Below are 14,616 nucleotides of genomic sequence, written 5' to 3'. Positions count from 1 at the left end.
GGGGTGGGCCGGCAACCAGTTGTTCCCGCACGCGGAGCGGTGCTCCGCGTGCGGGAACCGGGATGCCGTACGGCTCAGCTGGTCGTCAGGGCGGTGTCGTCCACGACGAAGCTGGTCTGGAGGGAGTAGTCCTCCACACCGTTGAACTTCAGCGTGACCGTCTGGCCCGCCAGCGAGGACAGGTCGAAGGTCTTCTTGCTGAAGCCGGAGGCCTCGTCGAGGTTCGAGTAGGTCGCCAGGGTCTTCGAACCGGCGGTCACCGTCATCTTGTCGTACGGGGTACTGGAGGTGTACTCCGAGCTGTCGATGTGCAGGTAGAAGGTCAGGGTCGCCGTGCACCCCGCGGGGATCGTCACCGACTGGGACAACGTGTCGGTGTGCGAGGAGCCGTAGCCGTCCAGCCAGGCCTTGTAGGAGCCGCTGTGGGCCGCCTCACCACTGGAGGTGGTGATGACGCCGCTGGTCGCGGTCCAGCCAGTGTTGCCCGACTCGAAGCCCGGGTTGTTCAGCAGCTGCGCGGAGCCGCAACCGCCACCTCCGCTGGAGCTGACCGTCCAGGTGAAGGTCGCGGTGCCGGTCGCGCCGGTGGAGTCGCTCACCGTGACGGTGGTGGTGTAGGTGCCCGCCGTGGTGGGCGTGCCGGAGATCAGGCCGCTGGAGCTGCTGATCGAGAGACCCGACGGCAGGCCCGAGGCGCTGTATGTCAGTGCGCCGCTGTTGCTGCTGCTCGCCTGGATCTGCAGGGCGACGGCGGTACCGACCGTGGAGGACTGGCTGCCCGGGTTGGTCACCGTGACCCCGCTGCTCGGCGGGGTGATGTGGCTGCCGACGTTGATGCCGGCGAAGGCATTGCCCACTCCGGCGTACTGAGTGGAGTTGGTGCCGTAGAGGTCGGCGGCAGCACTCAGAGCGGCGGCCCGGGCGTCGGCGTAGTTGGTGCTGGACGTCATGTACGTCGTCAGGGCCTTGTACCAGATCTGCAGGGCGGCGGCCCGCCCGATGCCGGTGACGGCCACCCCGTCGGAGGTGGGGCTGTTGTAGGTCACGCCGTTGATGACCTTGGTGCCGCTGCCCTCCGACAGCAGGTAGAACATGTGGTTCGCCGGACCCGAGGAGTAGTGCACGTCCAGGTTGCCGACCCCGGAGTACCAGGAGTCCGCGGAACCGCCGTCCTTGCTCGGCTTGTCCATGTAGCGCAGCGGCGAACCGTCACCGTTGATGTCGATCTTCTCGCCGATGAGGTAGTCACCGGGGTCGGAGCTGTTGTTGGCGTAGAACTCCACGCCCGTGCCGAAGATGTCGGAAGTGGCCTCGTTCAGACCACCTGACTCACCGCTGTACTCCAGGCCCGCGGTGTTGGAGGTGACACCGTGGGTCATCTCGTGGCCGGCCACGTCGAGCGAGGTCAGGGCGTGGGTGCCGCCGGAACCGTCACCATACGTCATACAGAAACAACTGTCGTCCCAGAACGCGTTGACGTAGTTGCTGCTGTAGTGCACGCGCGAGTAGGCGGCGACCCCGTCGTCGCGGATGCCGCTGCGGCCGAACGTGTTCTTGTAGAAGTCCCAGGTCTCCTGCGCGCCGTAGGCGGCGTCGGCGCCGGCCGTCTGGGCGTTGGAACCGGTCCCGTCGCCCCAGACGTCATCGGAGTCGGTCATCAGGGTGCCGGTGCCGGAGGTCCCGTGGTTGAGGTTGTAGGTCTTGTGACCGCCGCGCGTGGTGTCGTAGAGCTGGTACGTCGACCCCGACTGTGTGGTGTTCAAGCTCACGGTTCCGCTGTACTGGGTGTTGCCGGTACCGGTCTTGATGGCCTGGTACCGGTACAGCTCCTTGCCGGTTCTGGCGTCGGTGATGACGTGCAGCTGGCTGGGCGTGCCGTCGTCCTGGAAGCCGCCGATCACCGTCTCCCAGGCGAGCTTCGGGGTACCCGTGCCGGCCCAGATCACCTTCCGGGCGCTGTCGGTGGTGGTCTTCTTGGCGTCGAGGGTCTTCGCGGCCTTGAGGGCCTTGCTCTCGGCGGCCGACTTGGCGAAGGTCGCGGTGGTGGAAGCGACCTTGATCCGGTGCTTGTTGTTGTACGTCGTGCGCACGGTTCCCGCGGCCAGGGAGACGGGCGGGGTGTGCACGACGAGGTCACCGCCCAGGACGGGCAGACCTGCGTACGTGCGCTCGTACCGCGTGTGCACGGTGCCGTCGTTGTCCTTGACGACGTCCTTGACGACCAGCTTTTCCTTCGCCCCGAGCCCGAGGGTGCGGGCGGTCGCGGCGGTCTCCTGCCTCGCGGACTTCATCAGCGCCTTGTGCTGGGCCGGGCTCAGCCTGGCCTCCATGCCGCCGGTGCGCAGCGGGCTGGGATGGGGCGAGGCCGGTTTGGCGGTCGCCGGTACCGCCTGGATGCCGACGGCGAGGAAGGCCGCGGTGGAGACCAAGGCGGCTCCGACCGTGGCCCGTTTGCCGTTCAGACCCCTGCGAGAACGGGGTCTGCCTGTAGGCGGGTTGTGGGGAAGGGCGGTGTGGGGAAGGCGTCTCACTCGTACTCCTCCTGCTGCGGCCGCCGGGTCGCGGCCGGTGACAGAGACCGGGCGGACGGGTCTGCCGCCCGGGCGAGCTGAGCTGTGCGGAACCGTGATGTGAACGCACACCGTGGGGATTCGGTGTGTTCGGCAGAGTCTCAGTATTGACTCGAACATGACAGTCACACAGGAGGTATTCGAGGGTTTTCCCTATGCTCCTCGTTCCCGGCGTGGCGGTGCAGCACCTTTCGCGCCGACATCGCTCACCCGCGGTCCCGGCGGCAGAGCGACGTCGTGAAAGCGGTGCTGCCCAGCCCAACACCCACATTGATCACACCCACGCCGTACGGGACCCGGGCGGCCAGCCCACGAACGCCTGTGGCTTCCTGGTCCGACACGGCGACGAAGCACAACGCCGCCCGTGCTCTCCATTCGGTCACCCCTCCGGCGAAGGCGAGTGGCCCGGGACTCTTCCGGTTCCCAGCGCAGGGCCACGCTCACGCTGAGCCTGCCCGACGGGAACACACCCGTCAGGCAAGGCTGTTGGACCACGACCCCGGCATCCCAGCCACGGCCGGCACGTTGTTACGGTGCACCGCGTGTCTGACTCCTCACGCGATACCGCGCAAGGCGCCGGCTGGGGCTCGACCGAACGCGGCGCCTACCAGCAGTTGATGCCGGACCATGTCGAGAAGCTGTCCTGGCTGAACCCGAAGACCCTGTGGGCCGCCCGCAACGGCGTGCTGGCCTCGTGGTTCGGCGATCCCACCGGCCGCACCCGCAGCCGCTGGGTGGCCCAGCGGCAGGCAGCGGGAGCGCCCGCCGACAAGGTGCTCCGGCACGAGGTGCCGGGTAGCTTCTCCTTCCTGGTCGTCGGGGACACCGGCGAGGGCGACGACTCCCAGTACGCCGTCGTACCCGGACTGCTGAGGGCGGGTCAGGACACGGAGTTCGCGGTGATCGCGAGCGACGTCATTTATCCGGTGGGGAGCACCGACGACTACGGGAACAAGTTCTTCCGGCCGTACCGGGACTATCCGGCACCGATCTATGCGATACCCGGTAACCACGACTGGTACGAGGACCTCGGCGCCTTCATGCGTGTCTTCTGCGCCGATGCCCCGCCGCTCCCTCCTGAGCCCCGCCCCCGCCCGCTCACCCGCGCCTGGTGGCGCACGACGCTGTGGCACCGGCCGCGCCCGGCCGACGAGCAACAGTTCGCCGCGGACCGGGCGTTGCGGTGCGCTCCTGCTCAACAGGCAGTGCAGCCCGGCCCGTACTGGGCGATCGACGCCGGGCCGATACGCATCGTCGGCATTGACACCGGGTTGCTCGGCACGATCGACGCGGAGCAGGGCGCCTGGCTGCGCCAGGTGTCCACGGGACCGAAGCCGAAGATCTTGATCACCGGGTCACCCTTGTACGTTGACGGCGAGCACCACCCGTGCGCCATTGAAGGTGGGGGCACCGTGGACGACATCGTCCGGACCCCGGAACACCACTACGTAGCGGCGATCGGCGGCGACATCCACAACTACCAACGGTACCCAATCGACGTGGACGGCCGCGTCATCCAGTATGTGGTCGCGGGCGGGGGCGGGGCGTTCATGCACGCCACGCACACCATCCCGCGGGTGTCGGTCGGGGGCGTCACCGAACGCGAGTTCCGCTGCTATCCGCTGCGCGGCGACTCACTGGCCTTCTACAGCCGCCTCTACGGCCGTCGACTGAGGCTGCGCCGTTTCTTCGCCCTGACCGAAGCCGAGGCATCCTCCATCGTCGCCGCACGCCTCGGTATCGAGCCGGGCCGGGCGCCGGGCCCCGACGCCCGCATCACCCGGCGCACCCGGCTGGTCGCGAGCCTCCTCGGCACCGGCAGCCGCCCCGAGCGCCCCTCCCGGTTCCGGCTGCCGGTGCGGAGGCTCTACACGCACTTGTTCTCACCGTCCTCCGCCACCTATAGCCCGCCCTTCTTCAAGTGCTTCCTGCGCCTGGACGTCGCAGCAGAGGAGGTCCGGCTACGCTGCTTCGCCGCGACCGGTCACCGTGCGCAGGAACTCGACCCTCCAGTCGAGGACGAGGTCGTCATCCCGCTGTACCGATCGCACCCGGCCGACCGCACCGGCTAGTGCCGCAGCACGGCACGTTCGCATCTCGAGGCGCAGCGTCCGGCGCATGCTCCGGGGGCCCGCTGGCCGGAAGCCGTAGGGTGCCGGCCGGAAGCCCTCGTACGGGACGTGCTTGGGTTTCGGGCGGGCGGCGAGAGTGCGTGCCGCCCGGTCGTGACGGGCGATTGCCGCCGGTTGCGGCACCGCCCCTCCGCCGGGTGCGGGCGTCGCCGTCCGTCTACGGGGCGGAGACCTGGCTCCGCCCCGGTCCCCCGTCAGACGCGTTCACCAGCGGCCAGCTTCCGTACCGGTGACCGGTACGGAAGGCCTGGGAGCCGTAGAGAATCAACCTGTTGGCGTGTCGCTGCTGACGGATGCGAGCAATTCGGCGCCGCTGGTGAAGCGGGTCGGGGCGGGCGGCAGGGCGATTCCGGCTTCGTGGAGGACGGGGTGGGCGTCGGCGAGGGCGTTGTTGAGGGTGCCGAGACTGACGCCGAAAGCATCCGCCAGGACCTGCCGAGTGCCGAGCTTGCGCTGATAAAGGACGGCGGCCAGGAGGCGTTCGGCATCGGTGATCTTCTGACGGAAGACGCCTCCGCGGGTGCCTGGCTGACGCGGTCCGCCGCGCTGATGGTGGCGGCGCCGCTCGATCAAGGCGGCCTGCTGCAGCGACAACTGGTCGATGAGGTCGGCGAGTTCAGCGCGGTCCATCCCGGTCAGGGACGGGTCGGCCAGGCGGTGCGTGAGCTGGAGCCGGGCGGTGACCGGTGCCCCGGTGCGTACGAAGTCCTCGATCTCCTGACCGCTTGAGAAACACAGCGTGGTGGGTGTGATGGAGATGCTGCTTTCCTGAAGGAGCCGTCGGACCTCCTTGATGGACGGGCCGATGGTGCGCTGGCACAGGCCCAGCATCTCGGCCAGCAGGTTCTGTGAGCACACGTGCCGGAGGTAGATCACGCTCAGCAGGACCCGGTCCGCGGGGGCGAGGACCGGGTGCTTGTTGTCTCCGGCCCCGTGGCGGCGAGGTCCGCCACGCTTGCGGTGCAGGCGTTCCTCACGCAGGGAGCCCAGCTCGGGCGTGATCTTCCCGCACAGGGCCGCCAGTTCCTCGCGGCTCATCCCGGTCAGGGCCGGCTCGGACAGCAGGTCGAGCACCCGCCGGCGGGCTGTGTCCTGATCCGCGACCTGGGCGAGTTCGCCATCGACATGGTCGGCAATGGGGCGGACGGTGTAGTTCCAGGCGCCGTGCGTGTCGTGGTACTCGATGGGCAGGCCCTTCAGCTGGGCCTTGCTGATGGCGATGCCCAAGGGGATAGCGGCTGGTGTCGAGTTCCGCTTCGACCCGCAGCCCACTACGGGTGCGGGTCGCGGCGATGGACTGGACAACGACTTCATAGCTGGTCAACGGGCGGCCCCGCCAGTTCATCGTGATGTGGGAGAACAACCGGTGCTCGATCTTGTTCCATTTCGACGTACCGGGAGGGAAGTGACAGACGGTGATCGCCAGGCCCGTCTCGGAGGCGAGTCTGGCCAGCTCCGCCTTCCAGACGCGGAAGCGGTAGCCGTTGGAGCCACCCGCGTCCGCGGTGATCAGCAGCCGGGTGGCCTGCGGATAGTCGTGGCGACCCCGAACCTCCCACCAGCGACGGATCGAAGTGACCGCGAAGACCGAGGTGTCGTGGTCGGTGCCGACATTGACCCAGCCGGTGTCCGCCGAAAGATCGTAGATGCCATACGGGATCGCCGCTTCACCCGTCGGCCCGGAGAAGAAGCTGTGGTCGTCGACCCGGACCGGGTCGCCCTTCGGACGCCACTGCCGTCCGGGGTTGGGCAGTCGGCCGATCATCTCCTTCTTCTTCGTGTCCACGCTGATGACCGGCTCGTCGTCGGCCTGGTGCTGCTTGACCTGCTCGTTGAGGTAGCGGAACTGGGCGTCCCGCTCCGGGTGCTGCTTTCCCTCCAGAGTCTTGGCCTGGGCCTGGAGGCTGAACCCGCTGTCCTTCAGCAGCCGACCCACCGTCATCGCGGACACCGGATGCCCCTGACGCGTCAGCTCCTCGGCGAGGTTCCGCAGCGACTTCGTCGTCCACCGCAGCGGCGACATCGGATCGCCCCGCTCATCCGGCTCGACCAGCGCCATCAACGCAGGCAGCAGAGCCGGATCGACCTCCTCGGCCCGCTTGCGGCCCCCGCCCGACCTGCGAGTCCGGCCTGCAGGTGGTGGGGCCTCGCCTGCCTCCAGCTCGAAGACACCCCTGCGGACCGTGGTCTCGCTCACCCCCGCGACCCGCGCGACGGCCCGGACACCGCCATGCCCCAGCAACCTCGCCTCGGCCGCCAGCAGCAAACGCCGCTGCCGCTCGTCCAGATGCGGCAGCAATACCTCGAACCGCACGGCGAGTTGACCGTGCTCCCCCTCCGAAAACGCCATACCAGGTCAACGAGGCACACTGCCGGAAGCGACATCTTGTTTCCGTACGGCTCCCTGCCGTCCGTCCCCATGGGCACGTCCCCGGCCAACATCACCCGGTGCATGATCCGCGGGTAGCCCAGGTGGGCGTTGTCCCCGGGGGCGAGGTGGACGGTGGCCCGGTTGTCCCAGAAGGCGACGCTGCCGGGCTCCCAACGGAAGCGGACCGTGTATTCGGGACGGACCGCCTGCTCCAGCAGCATCTGGAGCAAGGCCGCGCTCTCCGCGCGGGAGACGTCCACGATCTGCTCCAGGTAGTAGCCGTTGACGAACAACACCCGTTCCCCCGTCTCCGGGTGCACCCGGACCAGCGGGTGGACGGAGGCGACCTGATGGTCCAACAGGTGACGGACGTAGGCGTCGTCGCCGGGTCGTGGTTGGTAGCCGACGCCGAGCCGGTGCTCGGCGCGCAACCCGTCCACAAAGGCGCGGACCGGTGCTGACAGCCCGGCGTACGCGGTAACCAGGTTGGCCCAGGTGGTGTCGCCGCCGTAAGGCGGCACGGTCTCGGCGCGCAGGATGGTCGCGGCCGGTGGATCGATGCGGGCGCCGTGGTCGCAGTGCCAGCCCCGCAGCAGGGTGTGCCGGCGCCGCCGTAGCCACTCCTCGTGCTCCATGCCGAACCGGCCGCCCAGTTCCAGCCGGTCCGCGGTGGTCTCCACCTCGGGGAAGTCGGCCGGTGAGGCGCTGCCCCTGTGACCGAGGACGACCGGATCGCCGAAGCGGCGGGCGAAGGCGACGTGCCCGGCGTGGTCCAGCTTCTGCCCACGGAAGAACACCACCTTCCAGCGCAGCACCGCCTGCCTGATCAAGGCCACCACGGCGGCGTCCAGCGGGCGGGCGAGGTCGACGCCGGTGATCTCGGCTCCGGTGTGCCCGGAGACCGGCTTCACCTCCACGCCCCCGGCCTGCTCCGTCGCTGTCCGGCCCACGGTGGCCCTGTGCGTCGTCATACGCGCTCCCCTGCTCGTCCGTACCGGTTCCAGGCAGCGATCGTGGCATCGCGGCCCCGGGCTTCGAGTCCCCTACGGCCGCATCCGGTCACCAGGTAGTGCTCAGGCTGTGGTCACGCGCCAGGGAGCGGCTGTTCGGCCCAGATGGTCTTGCCGATGCCGGTCTGCCGACTGCCCCAGCGCTGGGTGAGTTGGGCGACCAGAAGCAGTCCGCGACCGCCCTCGTCGTACGCGTGTGCCCGACGTAGGTGCGGCGAGGTGGAACTGGCGTCGGAGACCTCGCAGATGAGGGCACGGTCGCGGATCAGCCGGAGCTGGATGGGCGGTACGCCGTAGCGGATGGCATTGGTGACGAGTTCACTGACGACGAGTTCCGTGACGAATGCGGTCTCCTCCAGCCCCCAGGCGGCCAGTCGCTCACCGGCCGCCTGTCTGAGAACGGCGACCTGGGCGGGGTCGGGCGAGACGTCCCAGGTGGCAACCCGGTCGGTGCCGAGAGCACGGGTGCAGGCCAGCAGCAGCGCGACGTCGTCACCTGGCTGGTCGGGCAGGACGGCCTTGAGGATGTTGTCGCACAGGGCGTCCAGGGTGTCCGCGGGTGTCCCCAGCGCGCGCCTCAGTTCTTCGGACGCGCCGTCCGGGTCCCGGTCGCGATCCTCGATCAGGCCGTCGGTGTAGAGGGCGACGACGGAGCCCTCGGGCAGGTCCAGTTCCGTCGCCTCGAAAGGCAGCCCCCCGACGCCGAGCGGCGGCCCTGCGATCAGGGGGACGAACTCGGCGGTACTGCCGGGCAGGACAACGACCGGCGCCGGATGGCCTGCGGCGGCAAGCGTCAGCCTGCGGGAGACGGGGTCGTACACGGCGTAGAGACAGGTGGCACCGAGTTCGGCGACCTCCTCACTGCTGTCCTCCGAAGCCAGGTGTGTGACCAGGTCGTCGAGGTGGGTGAGGAGTTCGTCCGGCGGCAGGTCCACGTCGGCGAGGGTGCGTACGGCCGTCCGCAGCCGCCCCATGGTCGCCGAGGACTGGATGCCGTGGCCGACCACGTCGCCCACGACCAGGCCGACCCGGCTGCCGGAGAGCGGGATGACGTCGAACCAGTCACCGCCTATGCCGGCCAGTGATCCGCAGGGCAGATACCGGTGGGCGACGTCCAGCGCGGCCTGTCCGGGCAGCCCCTGCGGGAGCAGGCTGTGCTGGAGCGCGAGGGCCGTGGCGCGTTCACGGGCGAAACGTCGGGCGTTGTCGATGCAGACGGCGGCGCGGCTGGCGAGTTCCTCGGCGAACACGGCGTCGTCGGAAGCGTAGTCGTCCGGGTGGGCCATGCGGACGCAGACCGCGACGCCCAGGGTGATGCCCCGGGCCCGGAGCGGCACCGCGATCAGGGAGTGGACGCCCTTGCGGAACGGGCGCCCCTGGGGTGAACGTGCGTTGCGCTCGGCGAGCCATTGCGCGAAGTCGGGTTCGTCGGCTTGGCTGAGCACGGCACGGCCCTCACGCAGCGCCCGGGCGGGCGGTACGGAGGGCGGGTAGAAGTCTGCCTCGCCGAGGCGGACGGCCGCGCCGGGGTTGCCCGGCCGGGTGGAGCCATGGGCGACGCGGCGGAGCACGACTCCGTCGTCCTGGGTCCTGGGCGGCTCATCGGCTCCGAGGACCCAGTCGAGCAGGTCGACGCTGGCGAAGTCGGCGTACTGCGGGACCAGCAGACCGATGAGTTCCTCAGCCGTGCGCACCACGTCCAGGGTGGTGCCGATCCCGGTCGCCGCCTCGTTCAGCAGGGCGAGGCGGCGCCGGGCCCAGTGCTGTTCGCTGCTGTCCAGAGCGGCGAGCGCGACCGCGGTCGGCTCGCCGGAGTCGTCGCACAGCGGCCACATCTCGATGCTCCAGGCGTGTTCCCGGTTCAGGGCGGGGGCGCTGGTGAAGCTCTCGTAACGGACCGGCAGGCCTGTCTCGGCGACCTGGCGCAGATGCGCGAGGAATCCACGGCTGTGCTCCGCGTCCTCGACGGTATCGGGGTAGAAACGGCCGTGCAGCGCCTCCTCGGAAACGCCCATTAGATGGGAGGCGACGTCGTTGACCCGCAGGTAGCGCTGCTGCAGGTCGAAGACGGACATGGCCATGGACGCCTGTTGGAAGGCACGGGCCGCCAGCGCGGGTCCGGGCGGTTCAGCGGTGACGACGAAGCCCGTGTGCCTGCCGTCGGCGCCGAGGATCGGGCGGGCAGAGAGGTTCAGCTCGATGCGGTGACCGTCGCGGTGTCGCAGGGACACCGTTCCGGAACGCGCACCCAGTATGCCGCGGGGGAGGTTCCCGTCGAGCAGATCGGTCACAGGACGGCCCACGACTTCCTCGGCCGAGTGCCCCGTGAGCAGCCGCGCGGCCGTGCTCCACCCGGTCACCCTGCCCTGGGCATCGACGACCGCCACGGCGGCGACTTGCTCCATATGAACAGGATGATCCGATTGTTCCGGTGCATCAAGCGCGGGACGGCCCTGTTCAGCTGCTTCGGCGGTCACGCAAGGCGGCGAGAGCCCGGTCCGCGTGCGCGTTCATGCGTAGTTCGCTGCGCACGACCTCCAACACGGTTCGGTTCTCGTCAACGACGAAGGTGACCCGCCTGGTCGGGGCGAGCGAAAACCCTCGCTTGACGCCGAACCGCTCAGACACGGTTCCGTCACCGTCCGAGAGCAGCGGCATGCCGAGGGTGTGCCGACCGGAGAACTCCTGCTGCTTGTGCACGCTGTCACCGCTGATCCCGACGGGCCGGGCTCCCAGCGCGGCAAACTCTGTGGCGAGGTCGCGGAAGTGGCAGGCCTCGGCGGTGCAGCCAGGGGTGAGGGCCGCAGGGTAGAAGAAGAGGACGACCGGACCGTCGGCCAGCAGTTCGGTGAGCCTGCGAGTGGTACCGGTCTCGTCGGGCAGGGCGAAATCCTCGATCTCGTCCCCGACCTCGATACGCGCCGTCACCGCCGCCCCTCCCCGTTCCTGGCGACCCCGCGGGCCCACAGCACCAACGGCACCTGCAAGGGCAGCCGCGCCAGGGCGGCCGTCCTCAGCGGCGCGGGCCGATGCCGCCAGTCCACGGCCATCCGTACGTTCGCCGGGAAGACCCCGACGAAGAAGGCCGCCGCCGCCTTCGCGGCCGTCGCGCGCGTCCGCGGCGCGGCGATCCCGGCCGCAAGGGCCAGTTCGGCGATCCCGCTGGCGTACGTCCAGGTTCTGGGTGATCCCGGCAGAGCGCGGGGAACGATCGCGTCGAACTGGCGCGGGGCGGTGAAATGCGCGGCTCCGGCGGCGGCGAGCAGACCGGCGAGCAGTAGGGGTGAGCGTTCGGACCGGGGCACGGTTCCTCCTCTGATGACCTGCTGCCGGATATTACTGGACGGTAGGAACCAGGGCCGGCTGTCCTCGGGGAAGGGGCGATCAGGCAGCCACGCGCGAGCCGCCCCGGCCAAGACCGCCACCGATGCTCCTGAGCAGAAGAGTCCCGGTTCACAGCGTCTCGGCCAAGGTGACGGTCGGCTCGGTCAGCAGCGGGAATCGGTTCCCCTGATCAGCTCGGCGACATGACCGGTCTCCCGCTGCGCCTCGAAACCGGCGCGGTCGGTGCACCGCTCGCAGGACAGGAACGATCCCGGCCGGTCGACCTCTTCGTGCGGCTCGTAGGCGCGGTTCGCGAGTTCGGCCGGGCTCGGTTCGCGCATCCTGCGCAGCGGGGCGCGCACCGCGTCCACGCCATGTCGTCGTCGAGGCGGACCGCCGTCGCCCCTTCCCGGTCGGGCCGTCTCCGACCACGACCACACTTCCCGGCGCGACGGATCCGTTCAGGGGAACCGGTACCGAAATCCGCGTGAGGCCGTTGGATCCGGTCGAGACCTCCCTCCGTGACCGCCGCGCCCCTGCCTCCCATCGCGCCGATGCTCGCCACCCCCGGTACGCTGCCACCCGCCGCCCAGGACGAGCTATGGGCCTACGAGACCAAGCAGGACGGCCAGCGGGTAATGGCTTATCTACCCGGTGACGGCAGTGTGCGGCTGCGCTCCCGTTCGGGCGAGGACATCACCGCGGCCTATCCCGAACTCCGGCCGCTCGGTGGCGCCCTGGGCGCCACTCCCGCCATCCTGGACGGCGAGGTGCTGGCCCTGGATGCGCAGGGCAGGGCCGACTTCCAACTGCTGCAGAGCCGGATGGGCCTCGCGCATGCCCCCGCACGGGCTGCGCTCCGGGCGGCCCTGGTGCCGGTGCACCTGGTGCTGTTCGACGTGCCGTACCTGGAGGAGTCCTTGGTGCGGTTGCCGTATGTGCAGCGGCGGACACGGCTGGAGGAGTTGAACCTGGCCGGGCCGTACTGGTCGACGCCGGCCGCCGCCACCGGCCACGGCGCCCAGGCACTGCGGGCCACCCGGGAGCACGGCCTGGAAGGTCTGGTGTGCAAACGGCTGGACTCGGTATACGAGCCCGGGGTGCGCTCCCGCGCCTGGATCAAGATCCGGAACATGCGCGCAGCAGACGTGATCGTCGGCGGTTGGCTACCCGGCAAGGGACGGATGACCGGGCTGCCCGGCGCCGTGCTGGCCGGTCAGCGAGCGGGTGGCCGGCTGCGGTACGTGGGCAGGGTGGGCACCGGCTGGAGCGAGGCGGAGCGGACGGAACTGGCAGCGTTGTTGGGCAAGATGGCGAGCAGTCGCTGCCCCTTCGATCCGGTGCCGCGCATCCCGGACGCCCACTGGGTGCTGCCCCGAGTGGTGGGCGAGGTGAGCTACAGCACCCGGACCCGGGCCGGGCTGCTGCGCCAGCCGTCATGGCTGCGGCTGCGCCCGGACCTGACACCGCAGGAGTCAGCTGCGGACCTTCCTGAGGGCTGCGTGTAAAAGCCCGACAACCGGGGCGGGCGATGCTCTCGGGGTCTATCGTGTCCGCATGCCGGTTCCCGAACTGATCCGTATCGTCTCCCGTGACTCCCCCATGGCTTTGGCCCAAGTCGAGCGTGTGCGCACCGAGTTGACCACGCTGCACCCCGGTGTGCGCACTGCGGTGGTCCCGGTGCGGACCACCGGCGACACATGGCTCGGCGATCTGTCCGAAGTCGAGGGCAAAGGGGCCTTCACCAAGGAGGTGGATGCCGCACTCCTGGCCGGCGAGGCAGATCTGGCGGTGCACTGCGTCAAGGACGTACCCGCCGATCGGCCGCTGCCCGCCGGGACCGCGTTCGCCGCGTTCCTGAAGCGGGACGACATCCGGGACGCGCTGGTGCACCCGGGCGGGCTCACCCTGGACGAGTTGCCGACCGGCACCCGGATCGGCACCTCCTCGGTGCGCCGGGTCGCCCAGCTGGCCGCCACACACCCGCATCTGGAGTGCGTACCGTTCCGGGGCAACGCCAACCGCCGATTGGAGAAGCTGGCGGCCGGGGAGGCGGACGCGCTGCTGCTGGCCGTCTCGGGTGTGGAGCGGATCGGCCGGACAGACGTGATCAGTGAGGTCCTGTCCCCCGAGACGATGATGCCGCCGATCGGAGCCGGCATCCTCGCCCTGCAGTGCAGGGAGGACGACACCGAGCTGATCGACGCCGTCAGCGGGCTCGGAGACCCGGCGACGCACCGGGAAGCCACGACCGAACGGACGTTCCTGCACGTGCTGCAAGGACACTGCAACAGCCCGATCGCCGGCTACGCGCGGACGGACCGCAGTGGTGAGCTGTCCCTGCGGGCCTGCGTGTTCACTCCGGACGGCAAGACCCGGCTGAACGCCCACGAGTGGGCGGGCCGACTCGACCCGGCCACTCTCGGCACATCGGTCGCGGTGGCACTCCTCCGACAGGGGGCGCGGGAGATCATCGACGGCATCCCGCACTGATCGGCGCGCGCCCGCGGCCGACCATGGCACCGAGGGACGCAGGAAGCGGCGGGCGGGAGCCCGGAGCCGGTCCGGTCAGGCGGTGCCGGGCTCCGTCTGGTCCCTCAGGAAGGCGCTGACCTGGTGGACCAGACCGCCCTGTCCACTGCCCGCGGGGGCGGCCGCCGCGGTCACCCCCGAGACACCGATGCCCCCCGCCCACAGCCGGCGGTCGGTCCACTCGTCGTCCACCCGGAGCTGCACCTGTACGTCCACGTGGGTGAGGGCCGTCTCGGGCGCGGCGGCGTAGAGCACGGCGGTGGCCCTGCGCAGCGGGTACACGTCGAAGCCCTCGATGAACTGTGAGTTGCGCCAGTCGATGAAGGCACCCTCGCCGTCCGGGCCGACCCGGATGTCGATCTGGCCGTCCTCCAGGTGGATCCCGTAGTGCCGTGCACCTCGGTTCTCGACGGTCACCCGGAGACTGAAGTACGTCAGCCCCACGGCGGCGTCGTCGCGCCCGCGTGGCGGCTCGGCCACCTCCAGGCGGTGCACACGGCCCCGCAGACCGGCATGACCGTCGTACTCCTGCCAGTCCCCGACCACGTTCGGCTCGTACACAGTGCCCCTCTCGACCTTCGAGAGCTGCTGTCTATCTGTGTGCTGAGCGCACTGTCAAATGAGCAGAATGCGCTATGGCCAGGGGGTTCGACGGCTTTGATCATTGATCAAGCGCT

9 protein-coding genes and 2 pseudogenes are annotated in these 14,616 nt (G+C 69.7%); 3 read left to right on the top strand and 8 right to left on the bottom strand.

What is annotated here, in order from left to right; genetic code table 11:
- Positions 1 to 74: 74 nt before the first annotated feature.
- Positions 75 to 2,462: a M4 family metallopeptidase gene (locus tag LK06_RS31060; protein WP_043432160.1), complete on the bottom strand. Its 2,388-nt coding sequence runs from the start codon at positions 2,460 to 2,462 to the stop codon at positions 75 to 77.
- A gap of 650 nt (positions 2,463 to 3,112) precedes the next feature.
- Here LK06_RS31060 and LK06_RS31055 point away from each other — a divergent pair.
- Complete coding sequence (locus LK06_RS31055) at positions 3,113 to 4,642, top strand: metallophosphoesterase family protein (protein WP_086083603.1); 1,530 nt, start codon at positions 3,113 to 3,115, stop codon at positions 4,640 to 4,642.
- Positions 4,643 to 4,966: 324 nt separating this feature from the next.
- On the opposite strand, the pseudogene LK06_RS31050 reads toward LK06_RS31055, so the two are convergent.
- The 6 genes and pseudogenes from LK06_RS31050 to LK06_RS31025 all read right to left on the bottom strand — a co-directional run bounded on the left by LK06_RS31050 (position 4,967) and on the right by LK06_RS31025 (position 11,778).
- Positions 4,967 to 7,052, bottom strand: a pseudogene (locus tag LK06_RS31050) (ISAzo13 family transposase).
- Positions 7,053 to 7,105: 53 nt separating this feature from the next.
- Positions 7,106 to 8,044: pseudogene (locus LK06_RS31045) on the bottom strand (TauD/TfdA dioxygenase family protein); the annotation flags it as partial.
- Between the two features lie 113 nt (positions 8,045 to 8,157).
- Positions 8,158 to 10,488: a SpoIIE family protein phosphatase gene (locus LK06_RS31040; RefSeq protein WP_039654888.1), complete on the bottom strand. Its 2,331-nt coding sequence runs from the start codon at positions 10,486 to 10,488 to the stop codon at positions 8,158 to 8,160.
- A gap of 52 nt (positions 10,489 to 10,540) precedes the next feature.
- Positions 10,541 to 11,011 carry a peroxiredoxin gene (locus LK06_RS31035; protein ID WP_039654887.1) on the bottom strand — a complete coding sequence of 157 codons (471 nt, stop codon included), beginning with the start codon at positions 11,009 to 11,011 and terminating at the stop codon, positions 10,541 to 10,543.
- Positions 11,008 to 11,388, bottom strand: a complete 381-nt coding sequence (locus LK06_RS31030; protein ID WP_039654886.1) for a DoxX family protein — start codon at positions 11,386 to 11,388, stop codon at positions 11,008 to 11,010. The genes LK06_RS31035 and LK06_RS31030 overlap by 4 nt, the downstream gene beginning before the upstream one ends.
- Before the next feature lie 183 nt (positions 11,389 to 11,571).
- Positions 11,572 to 11,778: a putative quinol monooxygenase gene (locus LK06_RS31025; RefSeq protein ID WP_234367550.1), complete on the bottom strand. Its 207-nt coding sequence runs from the start codon at positions 11,776 to 11,778 to the stop codon at positions 11,572 to 11,574.
- A gap of 183 nt (positions 11,779 to 11,961) precedes the next feature.
- On the opposite strand from LK06_RS31025, the gene ligD reads away from it, so the two are divergent.
- Positions 11,962 to 12,915: a non-homologous end-joining DNA ligase gene (ligD, locus tag LK06_RS31020; protein ID WP_078858741.1), complete on the top strand. Its 954-nt coding sequence runs from the start codon at positions 11,962 to 11,964 to the stop codon at positions 12,913 to 12,915.
- Positions 12,916 to 12,964: 49 nt separating this feature from the next.
- Positions 12,965 to 13,900, top strand: coding sequence for a hydroxymethylbilane synthase (gene hemC, locus LK06_RS31015; protein ID WP_039654884.1), 936 nt, complete (start codon positions 12,965 to 12,967; stop codon positions 13,898 to 13,900).
- Positions 13,901 to 13,975: 75 nt separating this feature from the next.
- Here hemC and LK06_RS31010 read toward each other — a convergent pair whose 3' ends face one another.
- Entirely contained in the window at positions 13,976 to 14,500 is a 525-nt protein-coding gene (locus tag LK06_RS31010) for a hypothetical protein (protein WP_039654883.1), read from the bottom strand.
- Positions 14,501 to 14,616 lie beyond the last annotated feature (116 nt).

The organism is Streptomyces pluripotens (assembly GCF_000802245.2).
GTDB lineage: Bacteria > Actinomycetota > Actinomycetes > Streptomycetales > Streptomycetaceae > Streptomyces > Streptomyces pluripotens.
The sequence above is the reverse complement of the archived record's forward strand: the minus strand, read 5'-3'. Positions and strand labels throughout refer to the sequence as shown.

Excerpts from the sequence above, each read along its gene's own strand:
- LK06_RS31040 (WP_039654888.1), bottom strand. The coding sequence starts at position 10,488 with ATGGAGCAAGTCGCCGCCGTGGCGGTCGTCGATGCCCAGGGCAGGGTG.
- ligD (WP_078858741.1), top strand. The coding sequence starts at position 11,962 with ATGCTCGCCACCCCCGGTACGCTGCCACCCGCCGCCCAGGACGAGCTA.
- hemC (WP_039654884.1), top strand. The coding sequence starts at position 12,965 with ATGCCGGTTCCCGAACTGATCCGTATCGTCTCCCGTGACTCCCCCATG.